The organism is Taurinivorans muris (assembly GCF_025232395.1).
In the GTDB taxonomy this organism is placed as follows: Bacteria; Desulfobacterota; Desulfovibrionia; order Desulfovibrionales; family Desulfovibrionaceae; genus Taurinivorans; species Taurinivorans muris.
Genome location: NZ_CP065938.1, coordinates 627,934 through 642,596, shown reverse-complemented (window position 1 = coordinate 642,596; position 14,663 = coordinate 627,934). Strand labels below are relative to the sequence as shown.

Below are 14,663 nucleotides of genomic sequence, written 5' to 3'. Positions count from 1 at the left end.
TATTGTGTTTAAAAATAAAACAGTTGTCGGGGCTTTTGTTTTTGGTTCTATTGTATTGGTATGCTTAGCTTTTTTTCTGCTTGGTTATGGAAATTACGGAACAAAGCAGTCTTCGTTCGCGTTGTTTTTCGATTCCTCGCTGCGCGGCTTGAATATAAATTCCCCCGTGTTTTTTAATGGTGTTCCTGTCGGGCGTGTCCGTTCAATTTACATTGTGCCCACTTCCGAAATCGCTTCTTTTAAAACTGTCGTTATTATTGAACTTAATGAAAATTCCGGGGGAGTGGATTCAATCAATGAAAATCATAATTTCCTCTATTACATTGATGACGAAAATTATGTGTATGAGCTTATTGACAAAGGACTGCGGGCGAAACTCACGACAGCGAGCCTGATTACGGGGCAGCTTGTTGTGGATTTGGTCATGGTTAATGACCCCGAACCCTTATCTCAGGAAAAGAAACAAAAATATGAAGGGATTGTGCAAATTCCGACTTTGCCTAACGTTTTTGAGAGCATTTTATCCAATGTTGAAGATTTGCCTATCCGCGACATCAGTAAAAACGTATTGCTTTTATTGGAGAATGCAAATACCGCTTTGGCTGAAATCAATGTGCCTGAAATGAGCAAAAATTTAAATGCCGCTCTTGCTAAAGTCAACGAACTTGAAAATGAAACCAAAAATACCGTTTTGGAATACAGAAAATTGGCTCAGCTGTTTAATCATGCTGTTCCTGCTATTTTGAAATATGTTGACAGGTTTGCAAAAAACGGTTCGCGTCTGACACAGGACGATTCCGCTTTCATGCAGGAAGTATTTTTAACCTTGCAGTCACTGCGTGATGCCGCCAACTCCATTTCACATTTAGCTGAACTTTTGGAAAACCAACCGGATGCATTAATCTTCGGAAAGGCGAAATAATGAAAAAGTTTTTTATGTTCTGTTGTTTAGTTTTACTTTGTTCCTGCAGTCATATTTCTATGCCTACCAGTGTCTATATCATTGATGTTCCAAACGAGTACGCGGAGCAGTACAGGAACAGGCTGCAAACAGGTTCGGGACCGGTTTTTGCCATTATGCATATCAATATTCCTTCATATTTGAACAGACCGCAAATTGTTATGCGCGATAAAGGGGCGAAAATCATTATTGAAGAGCGCCACCGCTGGGGTGAAAACTTGGATAAGGCGATAAGCCGGGTTTTGTCCGATGCTTTAACCAATAATTTAACGGCAATAAACGGAGTCGCCGTTCCTTTAAAACTCGGCATGCATCCTGATTATACAATTCAAGTCGATATCAGCCATTTTGAAGGCAATATCAATGATTATCTGGAATTAGACGCTTTTTGGACGCTGCAAAAAGGCGGAATGAAAATTTTGCAGGCCAGTTTTTATAAGAAATTGTCTGTGGAGCATAATTATTCAGGTTTTGTGCAAGCTTATGGGGAATTGCTTTATTTGTTGGCGCAGGCCATGTCCGATGCAATTTATGCACATATCCGGTAAATGGGGAAGGGAATAATTTTGCATTTTATCATACGTTTTTTATTGAAAATATTCTTTAGGGTTCAAGTTATCGATATTGAACACTATACGAACGCAGGCGACAGGGTTTTGCTTGTTTCAAACTGCGGTTCTTTGCTTGACCCTCTCCTGCTTTCCTGTTTTTTGAATAATAGGATTACGGTCGCCATTGACAGTAAGATTTATAAAAAATGGTGGATACGTCCGTTTTTATTGTGTTCTAAAATTTTAGAGGCTGATTTCAATTCCCCCATATCAACGCTTAAGCTTGTCAACGCTCTTGAAAAGCACGAACATTGTATGGTTTTTCATGAAAAATCGTTCATGCAGGACAGTCATTTCATGAAAATCCTCGAAGCGACAGCCATGATAGCGGAAAGGACGGAGGCTAAAATCGTTCCCGTACGTATCAGCGGCGCCGCCTATTCAAAATTTTCCTATTTTCGCCATAAACAGCTTTTGCGGTATTTTCCTAAAATTACTTTGACAGTTCTTCCGGCGCAGAGCATTGACAAAGATTTAACGGTAAGCGGCAAAAAACGCAGAAAATTGAATGCGATAAGACTGTATGACATCATGAGCAACCTTCTTCTTGAATCCACAAATACCGATATGAATTTCGCCCAAGCTTTTGTGGAAGCGATGAAAGTTCACGGAAAAAAATACATCATTGCTGAAGATCAGGAAAGAAAGTGTGTTGATTACAAGACAATTTTATTGAAAGCGAATGTTCTCGGACGTGCCCTTGCCAGGTTGACAAAAAACGAGCTGCGCCTCGGTTTCATGCTTCCCAGTTCGTTGGCGGGTATTGTGTCTTTTTTGGGATTTCATTTAACACAAAAAATTCCTGTCATGATAAATTTTACGGCAGGAGCCTATTCTGTTGTGGGCAGCTGCCAAACTTTGGATTTGAAAACCGTTGTTTCTTCGCGTACTTTTATCAGGCTCGGCGAGTTGGAATTTTTGGAAAAAGCCATTCTGGACGCGGGCATGCGCATTCTTTACTTGGAGGATATTGCGAAACGCATTGCTTTTACGGATAAGATCAAAGGGCTTCTTGCGACAATGTTTTGCCATGTTGTAAAAACTCCTGCAAGCGAACCTTTCGCCATTCTTTTTACTTCCGGCACGGAGGGATTGCCAAAATCTGTTTTTATCAGCCATAAAAACGTTCTTGTGAACAAAGAGCAAGCCCTCGGGGTTTTGTCCGTCCATTCCGGAGACAGGCTTTTCAACTGTTTGCCTCTATTCCATGTTTTTGGGCTTGGCGTGGGTACTGTTTTGCCTTTGACAAGCGGCATTAAGGTATTTTTCTATCCTTCTCCGCTGCATTTCAGAATTGTGCCGAAACTGTATTATGAAAGCCAGTCAACGGTCATTTGCGGAACGGATACGTTTTTGGCAGGCTATGCACGCTACGGGCGTCCTTATGATTTTTGCAATACCCGGCTTGTTATCGAAGGCGCGGAAAAACTTCGCGAATCAACAGCCAAGACTTGGAAAGAAAAATTCGGCGTTGAAATTATGGAAGGATACGGTGCGACGGAAACTTCCCCTGTCCTTTCCGTGAATACGGATGCTAACAAGGCAAAAAACAGCGTGGGCAGATTGCTGCCCGGACTCGAATACAAACTGAAAAAAGTTGAAGGCATAACGGAAGGCGGCTCTTTATGCGTCAAGGGTGATAATGTCATGCTCGGGTATATGCGTGCAAGCAACAAAGGGGTTTTGGAAAAACCCCGAGCCGAAATTGACGGGCAAATCCTTGAGGGGTGGTATGACACGGGCGATATTGTGGAAGTCGATCAATACGGTTTTATTTACATAAAAGGGCGTGCGAAGCGCTTTGCCAAATTGGGCGGGGAAATGGTTTCTCTTGTCGCTATTGAAATGGCTTTGTCGGAATTATGGCCTGACGTGCCCTTGGGAATTGTTGCTGTTCCTGATTCCAAAAAAGGGGAACAGCTTGTTCTTATCATTGAAAAGCAGGATGTCACCACAAATGAAATCGCGACGTATTTTGCAACAAAAGGCGTTTCCGCTTTGTGGACGCCGAAGAAAATTTTGTGCGTGAAACAAGCGCCTTTGCTTGGAAGCGGCAAATTTGATTATAACAAAGCAAAGGTGATGGCAGACGAAATGACGGCAAGCTGATTTTATGCTTTGGGGGTGAACTGTAAAATTTCAGCTCTTTTCTTAGGCTTATCTTCTTTTTTCAGTTCCTTCACCATGCCGCTGAATGTATTCTTTGTTCCTGTTCCGTCAATGTCTATGAGGGAAGAAACTTTGGAACGCATTGCCCATTGGGTGTTGAAAAGTTGATTTTTCCAGTTTTTCGCTTGAATGAAAGAAAGAACAAGCACAGCTTCTTCCCAGCGTTTTGTCGGTTCAAAGTTGTTGACGATTTGGGCATATTTATCCCATAAGGCGTCTAAAGACGCTTGGTCGATGGAATCAAGCTGGCTTGCGAGTTTTAAAAGTAATTTTTCCATAACTATCCGAAACTATCCGATACGGTATTATTTTGTAAAAAAAGTATACGGTTAACTTTCAGGAAGAGCAAGCAAAAAGAAGCGCCGAACAATCCTGCAATAAATAAACGTATTTTTCGGACGTATGGCAAAGGCGGTATTTTCATACCGCCTTCAGGTTAATTTCGCTTGAGTTCAACGGCTTTTTGCAGCATGGTGTCGACGGTTTGCAAGCTTTTGCTGTTGGATTGGAAACCGCGCTGCAAGACAATCATATTTGCCATTTCCGTCGCCATGTCCACGTTTGATGTTTCAAGGGTTTGTGACATGACCTCGCCGTAGTTTTCCGTTCCTGCGATGCCGAATTCCACATTGCCTGCTTCTGACGTGTGCTGATAAAGGTTGTTGCCCGCCCTGTAAAGCCCGTCTTCACTTGTGAAACGCGCAACGGGAATGCGGTAGAGGTCATGGCTTTGTCCGTTGGTGTAGGATAGCTGGATTATGCCGTTTTCATTGATGAACATGGTTTGCAGTTCTCCGGCGCCATATCCGTCTTGGCTCATGTTTTTCAAGGAAGGGCTTGTCCGCAGGGCTGTTGTTGCGTTGGAATTGAATTCCGGATTAGTCATGCCGGGGATATTGACAAAGGTTTTGCCGATATCGGCGGCGCTTATGCCGTTTACAGCCCCGTTCAGACCGTTAGTCCATGAATTTCCGTTGCTTTTCATTCCTAAATTGAGTGCTATGGTTTGGCTTGGTTGTCCCGCTAATTGAACGGTTACGCTTGGCAAGCCGTTTTGCAGCTCGGACAAGGTCCAGTTGGCGGGATTGGTCAAATCTCCGCCTTGCGGAGAAAAGGAATTCATGTTTTGAAGTTCTCCTGCGCTGGAAAATGTCATTGTACCCGTCATGAGAAGCCCCGCGCTTTTTGTTCCCTGATATTCCGCACGGGCGTCAAGCTCGGGGTCCATGGCTACAATGTATTCATAGACTTGATTTCCGTTTGTTGACGGTGCAGGGTCGAAATAGACATTCAAACTGTGTTTTACCCCGTTGGCGTCATAGAACTGCAAACCGAGCGATTTTGCGGAAGTGCTGAGCGGCGGGGTACTGTTTCCGTTCCAGCTTTGCAGCATGGAAAAATACGGATTGTTCTCGTCATTGTAAACATTTTGGGTGTTATAAACATTCAGCGAGGAAGTTATCGAAGTTGTCGCTTTCGGCGGGTCACTGGCGAGAAGTTCATCATTGGTGTTGATTTGAATAGGTTCCATGTAGTTCGCTTCATTACCATTGGCGTCAATAGGTATTCCCATGAGAAAATGCCCGGTCGGAGCGCGTAAAAAACCATTTTCATTAAATCTGAAGTTGCCGGCTCTTGTGTAATACGTTTCATCTTCAAGGGTGACTTGGAAATACCCTTTGCCGGAAAGAGCCAAGTCCGTTTCGGCGCTTCCGTTTTCATAATTGCCGATTTTAAAATTGGAACGGACCTCACTTATATGCGAACCTAAGCCGACTTGCTTGACCTCGACTTCGTACGCTCCGCCTGCGGAATAATTTTTGCTTGACAAATCCCCGATCAGGTAAAGCTGTTGTTTGAAAGCAACGGTGTTGACGTTTGCAATGTTTTGCGAAACGACATTAAGTCCTGACGAGTGGCTCATCATGCCTGTTGCGCTTGTATATAATCCTTGTATCATAATGGCTGCTCCTGCCAATAAATAGAAATGATCGGCAAAATTTTCCCTCTTTTTTTGCTTACAGCGTATTAAGCATAAACTGTGCCAAATTACTTATTTATAAGCTTTACTTGACAAAATTTAATTGTGAGCTTACAAGAAAAAACAAACTAAATTTTGTCAGTTGCGATAAGGAGAAAATCATGGCATCAGTCAGTGCAGAACTCAAGGGCAAATATGTGTTGGTTATCAACGCAGGCAGCTCATCATTTAAAACACAAATTCTTTCCTGTGAAAATGAAAAACCGATTCTTGCCGTTTTGGCTGAAAGAATTGGCAGTGACAATGGCAGAATTATTTTTAAAATCAATCCCGATACGGATAAAGAAGATAAACAGGCTTTTGATGTGCACTATAAAACCCATGGCGACGGTATCCGTGACATGATGAAACGTATTGTCGATATGGGCATTTTGCCTAATTTTGATTCAATCGTCGCTTCCGGACACCGCGTGCTTCTTGGCGGACCTCATTATTCCGAAGTGAAAATCGATGCAACCGTAAAGCAAGTCATCCGTGATTATATTCCGCTCGGACCTTTGCATAACCCAGCCAACCTCGCTTGCATCGAGGTTATTGAAGAAATTTTGCCCGGTGTTCCCGCTGTCGCCGTTTTCGATACCGGTTTCCATACCACCATGCCCGATTACGCTTACACCTATGGCATTCCGAAACAATACAGCGAAAAATACAGTTTGCGCCGTTACGGTTTTCACGGCATTTCCCACAAATTTGTTTCCAAAACCGCTGCGAAATATCTTGGCAAAGATACGTTTACCGGTGTTTGCTGTCATCTTGGAAATGGCTGCTCCATTACTGCGATTAAAGACGGAAAATGTGTCGACACCACCATGGGGCTTACTCCGCTGGAAGGTCTTTTAATGGGTACCCGCTGCGGTGACATCGATGCTTCTTTGCCGCTTTTCCTCATGGAACAGGAAGGTCTCAGCCCAAGTCAAATGTCTGATGTTTTGAATAAACAATCCGGTTTGAAAGCTTTGACCGGCAGCAACGATATGCGCGATGTCGAAAGCATGATTGAAAAAGGTGATCAAAACGCTGTTTTGGCAAATAATATTTTCAATTACCGCGTCATCAAATATATCGGCGCATACCTTGCCGTGCTTGGAAAAATCGACGGTATTCTGTTTACCGGCGGTATCGGCGAAAATGCTCCCGTAACCCGTGAACCTATCTGCAAAGCTTTTGAACCTTTCGGTTTGGAACTTGATGAGGAATTGAACCAAATCCGTTCCGGCGAACCTCGCGAAATCAATAAAAAAGGCAGCAAAATTAAAGCTCTTGTCGTTCCAACCAACGAAGAACTTGAAATTATGCAAACCACGCTGAAGATTTTGGGTTACTAAGATTTTCAGATAAAAATAAAGTCCCTTTTATTGAATTTGTTTCGATAAAAGGGACTTTTTTATTACCAGAATTTCGGATAAGAGCGCTTGCCCGAAAGATTATTGATAAGTATGCCGCAGAGCACAAGGATAACGGCATTGCTGAGGCAAGGGACAAAAGCGTAAGAAAAACCCAAGTTCGTAATTCTTTCATCGCCGATAATGGCTAAAAGCGCTGTGGCTCCTCCCGGCGGATGTATGGTTTGGGTCGTGTACATGACAGCCATGGCAAGCGCGACTGCAAACGCACCGGCGAAAATCACCGTTTGAGGAAAAAGCCAATAGGCGAAAACCCCGCATAAGGCGGAAAGAAAATGTCCGCCGATCACATTTCTCGGCTGCGCGTATACGCTTGTCGGAATACCGAAAATCATGACTGCGCTTGCTCCGACCGGGGCGACAAAAAGAGGCTGGTTTGTGAAAAGTTCGTGGGAAAGTTCATCGATTATGGATATAAGCAGTATCACAAGAAAACAGCCGAAGCAGGAGAGAAGCATTTCAGAAAAATGAAATTCCCGTATAGGACATTTTTCCTGTCCTTTTATTTTTTGGAAATAGGATTTTTTACTCATAGCATTTTTAGCATTGCGTTTTGCATTGGTTTATTGAGAATATGAAAATACGGCGGAAGCACGGGAACGGAAAAAGCGGGGCAGCTTACAAAATAATGGTGCAGGCAAAAATGTTCCGTATCATTTCGGTATGTTTCCAAAGAGCATGGAAAATATGGCTTATTGAGTTCTTGTTTTTGCTCAGCTTCCGAGCCGTGCGCTGGACGAATAGGGAAAATATTTTTCAGTGTCTGGAAAGTATCTGTTTTTGCACCGTATTTCATGTCCGCAACAAGAGGAAATCCCAAAAAAGCCGAATGGGCGCGTATTTGGTGTCTTGCTCCCTGAAAAATCGTGCAGTCCGCGAGACTGGCGTTTTCATGTATTCCAAAGGGGGCGATTTGCGTTATTCTGTCACCCGGCTCATGGGAAACATAGACTTTTTTGTGTTTACGGGTGATGATTTTGTTGTTGATTGAATACGGGGTATCCAGTTTTCCTTCAACAAGGGCAAAGTATTTTTTTTCAATTTTTTGATTTTTCTGCCAATTTTTCCATTGCTCATAATCGTTATGATGTTTTGCAAAAACAATAATTCCGGATGTTGCAAAATCAAGGCGGTTTAATAAGATATAATCGGGATTGATTTGCGTGCGGACAAGAAATTCAAGAGAAAAAGCATTGTTTCCGGCATGGTGTTCACTGTGGCAAAACGGTTTTTTATAGCAAGCCAAATATCCCTTGTTTTCAAAAAGAATAGGAACGGCTGCGTGGTTGGCTGATTTTTCTTGTCCGATTATGGAAATGCAGTCATTTTCTTTTACCTTGTAACTTGCTTTTGCCGGTTTTTCATTGACAAGAACAGTATTTTGTTCGCAAAGCCGTTTGACGGAGCGTATGCTGTGCATTGAAAAGACTGTTTTAAGCACATAATCAAGACGGTTATTTTCGTCTGAATTTTTGCAAACGTATTTTTGTTCATTCATCTTTGTACCAAATCCGCGTCATGGTCAAACCTTGGGGAGGGGCCGTAGGAGGAGATTTTTTCCTGTCTTTTGCAAGAATAAGTTCCGGAATGTCGTTTGCCCGCATTTTTCCTTTTCCGCAGGCAACCAGTATGCCAACCAAGTTTCTGACCATTTGTTTTAAATAACCGTTGGCGATGAACGTGATTTTTAATTCATAATTGCTCGGGTCTTGTGAATGCTGTTTTTCAAAATCAGTGCGGTTTATTTCGTAAACGGTTCTGATTGTGGTTTTTATGTTTGTTCCTTGGTTTTGCGCGAAAGAAAAATCGTGTTCGCCGATGAGATATTGTATTGCCTCGTCAACCGCATTTAAATTAAGTTTTCCGCAAGCCCATGTATAGGGATATAATTTGGGGGGAACGAAATTTCTGTCAAGCCACAGGCTATACGTATAGGCTTTTTTTTCAACATCATAAAGGGCATGGAAGGTATCGGCGACAATCGCATATTCTTTGATACGTATATCATGGGGCAGAGCGGTATTGAGCGCCAGTTTCCAATTAAGCCTCGTTTTGTTTTCCGGAATATCGCAATGGGCGACTTGGCAGTCGGCATGCACGCCCGTATCGGTTCTTCCGGAGCCTTGCAGGGAAATTTTCGTATCGCAAATACGGGAAATTTCTTTCTCGACAACGCCTTGAACGGTTGGTAATTCAACATCGCCTTGAAGCTGGCGCTGCCACCCTTTGTAATTTGTTCCTGCATACGCTAAGGTAAGACGAAGCCTTGGCATTACAAATCCACTAATTCCACATGGCTTTCGCGCAGGGAGAATCCTAAAAAGGGTTCGCCGACAGCTTTGAATTTTTCCGTGTCATCAGTCGTTAAAAATGCGACGGATGGATTTTTGCCGTCCGCAAGCGCATTCGCCGTCCGTAAACGTTCAGCAACTTTTTTTGCTGTTGTTTGCGCGGAATCCACCAACTGCATATCTTTTCCCGCAACATTTTGAATGGCTTGTTTTAAAAGCGGAAAATGCGTACAGCCGAGCACAAGGGTATCAGGCTTATTTTCTTGCGATAAAATATCTTTCAGATAATGTTTAGCCATTTCTTCCGCCAAAAACCCCTTGGAAAGCCCTTCTTCCGCCATGCCTACGAAAAGAGGGCAAGCCTTGCCTGTGACAACGGCTTCGGGATTGATTTTTAAAATCGCATTATCGTAAGCTTTGCCTTTTATTGTCGATTCTGTCCCGAGTACGGCAATATTGTTGTTTTTTGTGGCATTGCAGGCGGCTTCCGCTCCAGGAGTGACGACTCCGACAATTTCAATCTGCGGGTATTTTTCTTTCAGGCTTGGAAGAGCGACGGAGCTTACGGTGTTGCACGCGACAACAAGAAGTTTCAAATCCCTGTCCATAAGTTTTTCCGTGCATTGCAGGGCATAGCGGATAATGGTTTCTTTGCTTTTTGTTCCGTAAGGAAGACGGGCGGTGTCGCCTAAATACACATATTTTTCATTCGGAAGAACGTCCAAAAGGGCTTTTAAAACAGTCAGCCCGCCGACACCCGAATCAAAAAGACCGATAGATTTATTGTTCATCGCATTCCCTCAAAAATAACTACAAACTTTTATTATTACAAATGACGGATAATGGCAACAAATACGGTATAAAAAAAGGCAGGATTGAACTGCCTTTTTGTTGTTTTATACAATACGGACTAGACTTGCTGAATTCCGTCAAGCACCCAGGAGCCGTTGTCCGCTTTGTTTCTTGAAAAATTCCAAATTTCTCTGACTTGTTCGTTGTTTTCATTTTCCGCTTCTTTCATAAGCACATCGAACAAAACAGCGACTTGTTCATAGTTTCCTTCCTGTTTTACTTCCAAAACCTGCGCATTGATGAGCAGCAATTCCGTTTTGGAGGGATTTGGGTCTTCTTTGAACTGCTCTTCAATATCCTTATGCATGATAGGGGACGTAAATTGTTTTATGTCTTCAATATCGCGAAGATCCCAAGATTCCTGCATGCGGACATATAATTTCTTGGCGCCTTCCAAAAATTCTTCCGTATTGAACGTGCCTGAAGTTTGAACATCGGTCCGCGGCGCTCTTTCCGAACGCAAATTGTCCCAAGCGGAAGAACCTTGTGTGTTTGGTCCTTGTGCCTTTTCGTCCTGATAGGTTTGGGCTTGACGGTATGTTTGCGCGTTATTTTGGTTTTGCTGACGATTTCTGAAGAATTTCAAACCAAAATAAATGAGAAGACCGATAATGATAAGGTCGAGAAATCCGCCGCCGCCGGCAAATCCGCCGCCCATAAGAAGCGAGCCGATAAGGCTGCCGGCCAAAAGCCCTCCGAGAACTCCGCCGAACATGCCGCGTCTGTTCACTGCGGCCGCGCCGGCAGTGCTGCCGACGGCACGCTGCTGTTGAAAATGCTGCTGTCCCGTAGTGACTCCGGCAGGAGCGGAAGGTCTTACCGTTGTTGTTCTGCCGATGCTCCGTCCTCCGCCGATTCTTCTTGCGTCAGCATCATCAGGCATGGAAAAAGTGCCGAAAGCGGACAAAGATAAGATAATTGCGGCTATACCGCATAATTTTTTTAATTTCATAATACTCTCTCGCAATGGTATTTTTCTTAAAAATAAACTCTTATGGAAAAATTGCAAGTTAATAATTTTTATTGCATAAAAAGTTTAAAAGGTGCTGTGAGCACGCCGGAAAAAATATCGACGATTCCCGTTCCGATATTGCCGATGGTATGCGATACCGCATTGAGGACTTTTACTTCATATTCCGGTTTTGTGATTGTTCCTGTTATGATGACGGGAATTTCAGGAATACCTAGATATGTCGCTTTTGCAAAGGCATCGATTTTTTCCGATACCAAATCGATTTGTCCGCCGCCATGTATGAATAATCCCGTTCCCTGCAAGACAAGGTTATTTGTTTTGGCGACACCGTTCGTAATGGTTCCGCTGGCGCTTAAATTTGAAAAACTCGTTTTTCCCGTATATTGCGGTACATTGTTGGCGTTTGAAAGTGTTTCGGGTGTTTCTGACTGTTCTTCAAGCATGGCGTTATGGGCTTTTTCGCTTTGAAAATATCCATTGATGAACTGCATATTCCATTCGGCGTTCATGGTTTTGAAAATGTCGGAATTTTTGCTTATGAGGGCGTTTCCTTGTATGGCGATATTTCCTATTCCCGACATGAGGGTTTTTTGTTTGCGCATTTTCGTAATGGACAGCATATCGATAGTATCGCCTTTTAATTTGAATAAGGTTTGCATTTGATATTTGCGCTTTTCTTTTTTGACGGAACCTTCAAGCAAGGCTTGAATAAAACCCTTGTTCGTTTTTGTTTTCAAGTTGTTTACGCTTATTTTATTGTCTTTGATTTTGATATTGCCTGTGAAATCCCTGGTTGTGATATCGTAAAACGTGAGTTTGTCCGCTTTTATTGCCAGGTCTATGTCGTGACTGCAAATAAAATCAAGGGGCAGGTCTTTGTCTTTTGTATGTTCCTTGTCCGGGTCTGTTTTCACATAATCACTAAGATTGAAATGCTGAAAATACAATGTTCCGTTAAACGTGGCTTTTTCTTTTTGCTCAAAAACAATATCGGCTAACAGCTTGGAATTTCGCAGCATTCCTTTATAGTTTTCAATAATCAGTTTATTGGAATTACTTTGAAAACCCAATTTTGCGCTTCCTTTGAGAACAGTTGCCCCGTCTTTTTTCTCGATAAGCAAAATATCCGTCGCTTGAGGGGAACGCATAAGCGGTTGCCCCGTATTCACACTGAAATCAATGGAAGAATTTTTTGAAAACAATTTTGCCCCGTATTCCGGAAAATCACCTTCAAGTTTCCATGAACCGTTCAGCGCAAAAGTTTTAGGCATGCTTTTGTCTGTTTTGAAAGGCACTGTCTTTATATCAATATCGGCAGCCAATGTTTTGAAAGGAGTTAATATTTCTTTTTTGGAGTGGAGCGCCCCATCTTTAAGATTGGTTGTTCCTTTTATTTCCAATGAATTGAGAATGGCTGCCAAGTTTGAACCTTGCAAAAGAATTGTCAGGTCTGCGTCCGCCCGCCCTGTGCAAGGGGTATATCCCATGATGTTTCTTAGAGGAGCTTCAATAAGGATGTTTTCGGCTTGTGCTGTGATACTGTGTTTCCGGCTGCTGCTCAGTATTGCGAGGGCTGTCGCTTTGCCTGCATAAATCCCATCTGTTGTTACTTTGATAGTCGGCGTATTGTTTTTGTCGGGAGCGATAAGGACATTTGTTTTTGAACAGTCGATTTTCCAAATCCGTGCTTGTGAGGGAACATTGATATTGATATGATAGGAAACGGCGAATGAAGATTTGTTTTTGTCTTTTTTCGATATGATGACGGCAGGAGGCGGCAGCTGCACTTTTTGGGTGTTTTTTCCGTTGATTTCCGGAAAAAGGGGATTGAGGTTTATGGGAGAACCGTTTTGTTCGGGAATGGTCAAATCAAAACAAATATCGGGTTTTAAAAAGTTCGCGGTCACGCTTTTGCCTTTTATGGCATAATTTAAGACTCTGGCTGTAATGTTTGGCGAAAAAACCCCTTTGAGGGTGCAGTAAACGTCCATATCCGCTTTAATTTTGTCAAGGGCATTGTACAGTCCAGCGCTCATTTCCCTTGTTGGTCCTATCCACCTTGGCAAACTGAAATTATCCGCATGCGCTTTTCCGAATATCAAAGGATTAAATGGATAAAGTCCCGTTACCGCACCGGAAAATTTCAATGAATCCGTGTCTGCCTTTATTACCGCATTATCAATTGTTATTTCATTTACATAAAATCCCGCAAGGTCGAGGGCATAATCGCTCAGGGTGTTTTCCTGCAAAAAAGCTTTGCCGTATGTATCATTGTCATTGTATGGAAAATTGAGAGAAGCGGCTTTTGTTTTTTTTGGGGAGCTGATCAAACGGAAAGGAACCGTAAGTTCAATGGGGGTATCGTATCCATTCATGGGAAGTACGGTCTTATTGTAAAAAGTTCCCGACAATTCCATTGTTTTTTGTTTGATAAGGATATTGAAATCAGTGGTTAATCGCAGGAAGCTCGGATCCGGCATGGGGAAATAGTCGTATGCTTTGCTGATAGGTTTGGCATAAAACCGCTGCAGGGAAGAAACATGCAGATTGGTTTCTATTGCGAGGTTTCCGGAGTAGCTGCGCGGGCTGTAAGAAATATCGCCCGCGTGTATTTTTGAATTGCCAAAATCAAGCAAAAGATAATCGTTGTGATAAATTGCGAAGTGATCAAGACTGATATTCATATTTCCGTCAATAATATCGGGTGTTTTTGCTGAAATATTCAAATTTTTAAAAACATATTTCACGGAAGCGTCAGGGGAGATGATTTCTCCGTTGGCGTTAGCGACAGTCACTTGCATGCTTGAAAAATAATGGGGAATGGAAAATGCCTGCAATCGGTCGAAAAGCGCATTGGAAAAATTTTGTGAAATTTCATCCATTGCAAGCGCAGGTTCCTTTTTTTCTGTTCGGGGCAATGTCAAATGTATGGTTGCACCGGAACATGCAAGACGGTTGATGATTGGTTTCAACTGCAAGATGGAACGCCAGCTCAGCACTCCCTCAAGACGGCTGATGGAAATTTCCGTGTTTAATGAAGTATCGAAGAATTTAATGGAATGGATATTGATGGTGGGAGTCGGAGCGAAGGAGAGTTCTACTCTACCGATATTGAATTCGAGTTTTGTTTTTTCTTTTATCAAATATGAAATGGATGAAGCGAGTTTTGTCGGCTGTAAATAAAAAAGGTAGATGTAAAGACCTGCTGAAACCAACAGCAGCCAAAAAATCAGAAAAATGAGACCATAAGAAACGTTCCGCACTGTTTATCCGAATATGTATACTATGGGAGGACTATATGCGTTATTACAGAAATTTTCAAGAATTGATTTTAATGATTTTCCCATGTTTTTACTTGCGCT

12 protein-coding genes are annotated in these 14,663 nt (G+C 42.6%); 4 read left to right on the top strand and 8 right to left on the bottom strand.

Annotated features, from left to right (window positions below):
* The first annotated feature begins 4 nt into the window (after positions 1 to 4).
* From JBF11_RS02935 to JBF11_RS02925, 3 genes are read left to right on the top strand one after another with little or no spacing between them, the layout of a single operon-like run.
* Positions 5 to 922 carry an MlaD family protein gene (locus JBF11_RS02935; RefSeq protein ID WP_334315888.1) on the top strand — a complete coding sequence of 306 codons (918 nt, stop codon included), beginning with the start codon at positions 5 to 7 and terminating at the stop codon, positions 920 to 922.
* A gap of 59 nt (positions 923 to 981) precedes the next feature.
* Complete coding sequence (locus JBF11_RS02930; protein WP_334315887.1) at positions 982 to 1,509, top strand: PqiC family protein; 528 nt, start codon at positions 982 to 984, stop codon at positions 1,507 to 1,509.
* A gap of 18 nt (positions 1,510 to 1,527) precedes the next feature.
* On the top strand, positions 1,528 to 3,681 hold the full coding sequence (locus tag JBF11_RS02925; RefSeq protein WP_334315886.1) for an AMP-binding protein: 2,154 nt from the start codon (positions 1,528 to 1,530) through the stop codon (positions 3,679 to 3,681).
* Positions 3,682 to 3,683: 2 nt separating this feature from the next.
* On the opposite strand, the gene JBF11_RS02920 is transcribed toward JBF11_RS02925, so the two are convergent.
* Both JBF11_RS02920 and JBF11_RS02915 read right to left on the bottom strand, forming a co-directional pair.
* Positions 3,684 to 4,019 (bottom strand): hypothetical protein, encoded by a 336-nt coding sequence (locus tag JBF11_RS02920; protein ID WP_334315885.1) that lies wholly within the window; start codon positions 4,017 to 4,019, stop codon positions 3,684 to 3,686.
* 158 nt (positions 4,020 to 4,177) lie between these two features.
* Positions 4,178 to 5,701, bottom strand: a complete 1,524-nt coding sequence (locus JBF11_RS02915; RefSeq protein ID WP_334315884.1) for a flagellar hook protein FlgE — start codon at positions 5,699 to 5,701, stop codon at positions 4,178 to 4,180.
* Positions 5,702 to 5,883: 182 nt separating this feature from the next.
* Here JBF11_RS02915 and JBF11_RS02910 point away from each other — a divergent pair, with 182 nt between their 5' ends.
* Complete coding sequence (locus JBF11_RS02910) at positions 5,884 to 7,107, top strand: acetate/propionate family kinase (RefSeq protein WP_334315883.1); 1,224 nt, start codon at positions 5,884 to 5,886, stop codon at positions 7,105 to 7,107.
* A 62-nt stretch (positions 7,108 to 7,169) separates the two neighbouring features.
* Here JBF11_RS02910 and JBF11_RS02905 read toward each other — a convergent pair whose 3' ends face one another.
* From JBF11_RS02905 to JBF11_RS02880, 6 genes are all read right to left on the bottom strand, one after another.
* Entirely contained in the window at positions 7,170 to 7,718 is a 549-nt protein-coding gene (locus tag JBF11_RS02905) for an HPP family protein (RefSeq protein WP_334315882.1), read from the bottom strand.
* Positions 7,715 to 8,683: a pseudouridine synthase gene (locus JBF11_RS02900; protein WP_334315881.1), complete on the bottom strand. Its 969-nt coding sequence runs from the start codon at positions 8,681 to 8,683 to the stop codon at positions 7,715 to 7,717. Before JBF11_RS02900 ends, JBF11_RS02905 begins: the two co-directional genes overlap by 4 nt.
* Positions 8,676 to 9,458 (bottom strand): tRNA pseudouridine(38-40) synthase TruA, encoded by a 783-nt coding sequence (gene truA / locus JBF11_RS02895; protein ID WP_334315880.1) that lies wholly within the window; start codon positions 9,456 to 9,458, stop codon positions 8,676 to 8,678. The genes JBF11_RS02900 and truA overlap by 8 nt, the downstream gene beginning before the upstream one ends.
* Positions 9,458 to 10,267 (bottom strand): glutamate racemase, encoded by an 810-nt coding sequence (gene murI, locus JBF11_RS02890; RefSeq protein WP_334315879.1) that lies wholly within the window; start codon positions 10,265 to 10,267, stop codon positions 9,458 to 9,460. Before murI ends, truA begins: the two co-directional genes overlap by 1 nt.
* A gap of 119 nt (positions 10,268 to 10,386) precedes the next feature.
* Entirely contained in the window at positions 10,387 to 11,280 is an 894-nt protein-coding gene (locus tag JBF11_RS02885; RefSeq protein WP_334315878.1) for a Tim44 domain-containing protein, read from the bottom strand.
* A gap of 68 nt (positions 11,281 to 11,348) precedes the next feature.
* Positions 11,349 to 14,564, bottom strand: coding sequence for an AsmA family protein (locus JBF11_RS02880; RefSeq protein WP_334315877.1), 3,216 nt, complete (start codon positions 14,562 to 14,564; stop codon positions 11,349 to 11,351).
* Between the last annotated feature and the right edge of the window lie 99 nt (positions 14,565 to 14,663).